Source organism: Streptomyces sp. AcH 505, from assembly GCF_000818175.1.
Lineage (GTDB): Bacteria > Actinomycetota > Actinomycetes > Streptomycetales > Streptomycetaceae > Streptomyces.
Genome location: NZ_JTIY01000001.1, coordinates 2,380,805 through 2,386,229 on the forward strand (window position 1 = coordinate 2,380,805; position 5,425 = coordinate 2,386,229).

The 5,425-nt window shown below is 70.4% G+C and carries 6 protein-coding genes; 3 read left to right on the forward strand and 3 right to left on the reverse strand.

Annotated features, from left to right (window positions below; translation table 11 throughout):
* Positions 1 to 316: 316 nt before the first annotated feature.
* The 3 genes from HY68_RS11010 to HY68_RS11020 all read right to left on the reverse strand — a co-directional run bounded on the left by HY68_RS11010 (position 317) and on the right by HY68_RS11020 (position 2,622).
* Positions 317 to 1,342 carry a phosphotransferase gene (locus tag HY68_RS11010; RefSeq protein ID WP_041995679.1) on the reverse strand — a complete coding sequence of 342 codons (1,026 nt, stop codon included), beginning with the start codon at positions 1,340 to 1,342 and terminating at the stop codon, positions 317 to 319.
* A 54-nt stretch (positions 1,343 to 1,396) separates the two neighbouring features.
* A complete protein-coding gene (locus tag HY68_RS11015) occupies positions 1,397 to 1,831 on the reverse strand; it encodes a pyridoxamine 5'-phosphate oxidase family protein (RefSeq protein WP_041995682.1) in 435 nt (144 codons plus the stop codon).
* Between the two features lie 131 nt (positions 1,832 to 1,962).
* Complete coding sequence (locus HY68_RS11020; RefSeq protein WP_041987537.1) at positions 1,963 to 2,622, reverse strand: response regulator transcription factor; 660 nt, start codon at positions 2,620 to 2,622, stop codon at positions 1,963 to 1,965.
* Positions 2,623 to 2,942: 320 nt separating this feature from the next.
* Between HY68_RS11020 and pdhA the strand changes: the two genes are divergently transcribed.
* From pdhA to HY68_RS11035, 3 genes are all read left to right on the forward strand, one after another.
* Positions 2,943 to 4,136, forward strand: coding sequence for a pyruvate dehydrogenase (acetyl-transferring) E1 component subunit alpha (gene pdhA / locus HY68_RS11025; RefSeq protein ID WP_041987540.1), 1,194 nt, complete (start codon positions 2,943 to 2,945; stop codon positions 4,134 to 4,136).
* Between the two features lie 2 nt (positions 4,137 to 4,138).
* Complete coding sequence (locus HY68_RS11030) at positions 4,139 to 5,119, forward strand: alpha-ketoacid dehydrogenase subunit beta (protein WP_041987543.1); 981 nt, start codon at positions 4,139 to 4,141, stop codon at positions 5,117 to 5,119.
* A 14-nt stretch (positions 5,120 to 5,133) separates the two neighbouring features.
* The coding region (locus HY68_RS11035) for a biotin/lipoyl-containing protein (protein ID WP_347560418.1) at positions 5,134 to 5,425 on the forward strand (292 nt) is incomplete at its 3' end.

The following is a 5,425-nucleotide window of genomic DNA, read 5'->3' on the forward strand; positions in this document are numbered from 1 at the left end:
TTCGCTTTACGTCCGGACACCCCCCTCCTCCGGCCCCGGCCCCCTCCCGTAGGCGGGTCCACCCAACCGCCCGCGTCAGCGCGGGTAAGCGGTGACCTGCGGGCCGGGGGCTGAAGGGGGTCGTGCAGGGGTGGTGTCCGGAGCGTAGAGCGTGATTTGTGGCGCATCTTGGCGGTGGCTCCGCGTCTGGGGAGTACGCGCCGTAAATCATGCAGCGCAGGACGCCTCCCCGGAACGGCCCCCGGCGACAACCGCAACCAAGAACCCGCACCACGGACCCGCAACCAAGACCCGTAACCACGACCGGGCCTGACGTTCAGTCCGCGAACGCCTCGCGTACCGCCTCGTACTCCCGGGTCCACCAGACCGCCAGGGCCGACACCGCAGCGAACTGCGGGTCGGCCCTGCGGTCGTTCCGCAGATAGCGCCAGCGCAATATCCAGAAGTCGTTGAGCCGCTCCCACCACACCCGGTGCACGGCGGCGGCCAGTTCGGCGCCGTCCGCGCCTGACGCCCCCCGGTAGGCCCGCGCGTACGCCCGTACCTTCGCCAGCTCCAGCGCGCCCGTCGGCAGGACGAAGAAGATGGCGGCGGCCCGTACGGCCTCCTCGGCGCGCGGCTGCACCGCGAGCCGGTCCCAGTCGACGATCGCGGCCGGCTCGGCGCCCCGGTAGAGCACGTTCAGCGGGTGGAAGTCGCCGTGCACCCACCCGGCGGCCGGCTCGGCCCCCGGCGGCGGCCTGCGGTGCGCGTGCCGCTCCAGCAGGGCGCGGCGCTCGGCGAGCCGGTGCAGGGCCAGTTCGTCGAAGGCGTTGCGCCGGGCGCGGCCCCGGGCGAGGCCGATCAGCTCGTCGATGACGGCGGAGGTGTCCGCGGGGTCGGCGCTGTCGTGCGCGAGGGCGGCGGGCCGCGCGTCCATCACCTGCTCAAGACAGACGTGGACGAGCCCGAGGAGACCGCCCAGCCGGTGCGAGGCGAAGGCGGTCAGCTGGCCGCCGTCGCGGTGGCGGCCCTCGATCCAGGGGTGCAGGGCGTAGCAGCGGCCGCCGATCACGGCGACGGTCTCGCCCCGCGCGTTCTCGACGGGCGGCGCGACCGGCACGCCGAGCGTCTGGAGCTGCCGGACGGCCCGGTGCTGGCGCGTGATGGCCTCCTGGTCGCCGTCCAGGTGGTGCTTGAGGAAGTAGGCGCCCCGGGTCGTGGCGAGCCGGTAGCCGCGGTTCAGCAGGCCCTGGGCGACGGGTACGCAGGAGATCGGCTCGCCGGCGTCCGGGTAGCGGCGCAGCAGCGCGCCGACCGGTGGCAGCGCTTCGGGCGGCGGGGCGGGGGCCGGTAAGACCAGAGCGGGGGCGGATAACGCCAGAGGAGTCAGAGTGTCAGATGAGCGCGGCACTCTTCAGATGATAGTTGACGCTGCGTGTCGGACCTGTCGCTCAACCGCGTAATCGAGCGTGTGTACGGTCACGAACTGCGGGACCAGCCGCAGATAGACCGGCTCGAACGGCTCGCTGTCCACCTGGAGCGGCTGCGGCTCGGCCTCGAAGAGCGCGGTCTCGCGCGGGGTCGGCGCGGTGAGCTGGGCCGTCCCCGTGCACTGGACGGACCAGAGGTTCCGCTCGCCCGAGCCGAAGTTGTCCGCGGAGTACGTGACGACGCTGCCGCCGCACGCCCGGTGGTAGCCGAGCCCCTTGTGCATGCGCAGCACCACCGAGTCGGCGCCGACGAAATGCCGGGCCGGGGCCACGAACGGCATGGCCCGCATGCTCGTCGTGACACGGCCGAAGGGGACGCTGGTCAGCAGCTGGAGGGCGCGGTCATCATCGGTGGGCATGTCCTCCACTGTCCGTCACCGAAACGCCCGTCAACAGGGGAGACGGCCCCGGATCACCCGGGACGTTGGTCCCTGACCCGGCGTGCTGCTCGGCCTTCCGGCGGTCCCTGCCCCGCCGCCGAACGGCCCGTTCAGCGCTGCTCGGCCTGGAGTCTGGCCACGTAGGCGGCCGCCTGCGAGCGCCGCTCCATGCCCAGTTTGGAGAGCAGGCTGGAGACGTAGTTCTTGATCGTCTTCTCCGCCAGATGCAGCTGCTCGCCGATGGCCCGGTTCGTCATGCCCTCGCCGATCAGATCGAGGATCTTGCGCTCCTGGTCGGTGAGGCCCGACAGCTTGTCGTTGGTCTTCGGGTTGTTGCCGTCCCGCAGCCGCTCCAGCACCCGCGCCGTCGCCTCGGGGTCCAGCAGTGAGCGGCCCGCCGCCACGTCGCGTACCGCCGTCAGCAGCTCGCTGCCCCGGATCGCCTTGAGCACGTAACCCGAGGCCCCGGCCATGATCGCGTCGAAGAGCGCCTCGTCGTCGGCGAAGGAGGTGAGCATCAGACAGTGGATGTCCTCGTTCTGCGAGCGGATCTCCCGGCAGACCTCGACCCCGCTGCCGTCCGGCAGCCGTACGTCCAGCACGGCCACGTCCGGGCGCGTCGCCGGAATCCGGACGAGCGCGTCGGCGGCGGTGCCTGCCTCGCCGACGACCTCGATGTCGTCCTCCACGGACAGCAGCTCGTAGACGCCCCGGCGGACCACTTCGTGATCATCCAGTAGGAATACGGTAATTTTTCCCTTTTCATCCACCTTCGCAGTCTCACACACTCGCCTCTTCCCTGCCGCAGACGGGCGGGATAACGTGCCGTTGTCCCGACGGCCTGCAAGGCTGTGACCAGTGGTTGTTCCCGACTTTTTCGATTTACTTGGAAATCCAAGCAAAATCGCAGGTCAAAGGGGGTTTCGCAGGAATGCGGCCCACTGGGTAACGTGCCTGTGACAAGGCGCTCGCCGGGGCACCTGTCACGCCTGTTCCGACCGGTCGCACCCACCCCGTGCGCACGAAGGAGCAAGCGACCGCACTGGTACCCGGCGGATCCCGGGAGCCGGACAGACGGAGGAGCACGCACGTGACCGTGGAGAGCACTGCCGCGCGTAAACCGCGCCGCAGCAGCGGCGCCAAGCGCACCAGTAGCAGCGCCGCAGCGAAGAAGACGCCACCGGCGCAGCAGGGGAGCACCGAGCCCCAGCTCGTCCAGCTCCTCAGCACCGAGGGCGAGCGGGTCGAGAACCCCGAATACGAGGGCTACGTCGCCGACCTCACCCCCGAATCCCTCCGCGGCCTGTACCGGGACATGGTCCTGACCAGGCGCTTCGACGCGGAGGCCACCGCGCTCCAGCGCCAGGGCGAGCTGGGCCTGTGGGCCTCGCTGCTCGGCCAGGAGGCCGCCCAGATCGGCTCGGGACGCGCGCTGCGCGACGACGACTACGTCTTCCCGACCTACCGGGAGCACGGCGTCGCCTGGTGCCGCGGGGTCGACCCGACAAACCTGCTGGGCATGTTCCGCGGCGTGAACCACGGCGGCTGGGACCCCAACACCAACAACTTCCACCTGTACACGATCGTCATCGGCTCGCAGACCCTGCACGCCGTCGGCTACGCCATGGGCGTCGCCAAGGACGGCGCCGACTCGGCCGTGATCGCCTACTTCGGCGACGGCGCTTCGAGCCAGGGCGACGTGGCGGAGTCGTTCACCTTCGGCGCCGTCTACAACGCGCCGGTGGTCTTCTTCTGCCAGAACAACCAGTGGGCGATCTCCGAGCGTACGGAGAAGCAGACCCGGGTGCCGCTCTACCAGCGCGCACAGGGCTTCGGCTTCCCCGGCGTACGGGTCGACGGCAACGACGTCCTGGCCTGTCTCGCCGTGACCCGCTGGGCGCTGGAGCGGGCCCGCGCGGGCGAGGGTCCGACGCTGGTCGAGGCGTTCACGTACCGGATGGGCGCGCACACCACCTCCGACGACCCGACGAAGTACCGCGCCGACGAGGAGACGGAGTCCTGGCAGGCCAAGGACCCGATCCTGCGGCTGCGCAGGTATCTGGAGCGGACGGGCGACGCCGACGAGGCGTTCTTCGCCGCGCTGGAGGAGGAGAGCGAGACGCTCGGCAAGCGGGTGCGTGACGCGGTGCGGCAGATGCCGGACCCCGAGCACCTGGCGATCTTCGATCATGTCTATGCGGACGGGCACTCGCTCGTGGACGAGGAGCGGGCCCAGTTCGCCGCCTACCAGGCGTCGTTCGAGGACGCGGGGGAGGGCAAGTAGCCATGACGATCCAGAAGCTTCCCATCGCGAAGGCGATCAACGAATCGCTGCGGCACGCGCTCGACACCGACCCCAAGGTCCTGATCATGGGCGAGGACGTCGGCAAGCTCGGCGGCGTCTTCCGGGTCACCGACGGGCTGCTGAAGGACTTCGGCGAGGACCGGGTCATCGACACCCCGCTCGCCGAGTCCGGCATCATCGGCACGGCGATCGGCCTCGCGCTGCGCGGCTACCGCCCGGTGGCCGAGATCCAGTTCGACGGCTTCGTCTTCCCCGCGTACGACCAGATCGTCACGCAGCTCGCCAAGATGCACGCCCGCGCGCTCGGCAAGATCAAGATGCCGGTCGTCATCCGTATCCCGTACGGCGGCGGCATCGGCGCCGTCGAGCACCACAGCGAGTCGCCCGAGGCGCTGTTCGCGCACGTCGCCGGGTTGAAGGTCGTCTCGCCCTCCACGCCGGCCGACGCGTACTGGATGATGCAGCAGGCCATCCAGAGCGACGACCCGGTGATCTTCTTCGAGCCGAAGCGGCGCTACTGGGACAAGGGCGAGGTCGACACCGAGGCCATCCCGGGACCGCTGCACAAGGCACGCGTCGCGCAGACCGGCACCGACCTCACGCTGGCCGCCTACGGCCCGATGGTGAAGGTCTGCCTGGAGGCGGCGGCAGCGGCGGCCGAGGAAGGCAGGTCGCTGGAGGTCGTCGACCTGCGGTCGATGTCCCCGATCGACTTCGACACCATCCAGACGTCGGTCGAGAAGACCCGCCGGCTGGTCGTGGTGCACGAGGCGCCCGTCTTCTACGGCTCGGGCGCGGAGATCGCCGCCCGGATCACCGAGCGGTGCTTCTACCATCTGGAGGCCCCCGTCCTGCGGGTCGGCGGCTTCCACGCGCCGTACCCGCCGGCCCGCCTGGAGGACGAGTACCTCCCGGGCCTGGACCGGGTGCTCGACGCCGTCGACCGCTCGCTCGCGTACTGAGGAGTGCCGTGACCATGACTGCTGACACTTCGACCCGCTTCCGTGAGTTCAAGATGCCCGACGTGGGCGAGGGGCTCACGGAGGCGGAGATCCTGAAGTGGTACGTACAGCCGGGCGACACCGTGGCCGACGGCCAGGTGGTGTGCGAGGTCGAGACGGCGAAGGCGGCCGTCGAACTGCCCATCCCCTACGACGGGGTGGTGCACGAGCTGCGGTACGAGGAGGGCACGACCGTCGACGTGGGAGCGTCGATCATCACGGTGGACGTGGCGCCGGGCACGGGCGACGCGCCCGCCGCTCCCGCGC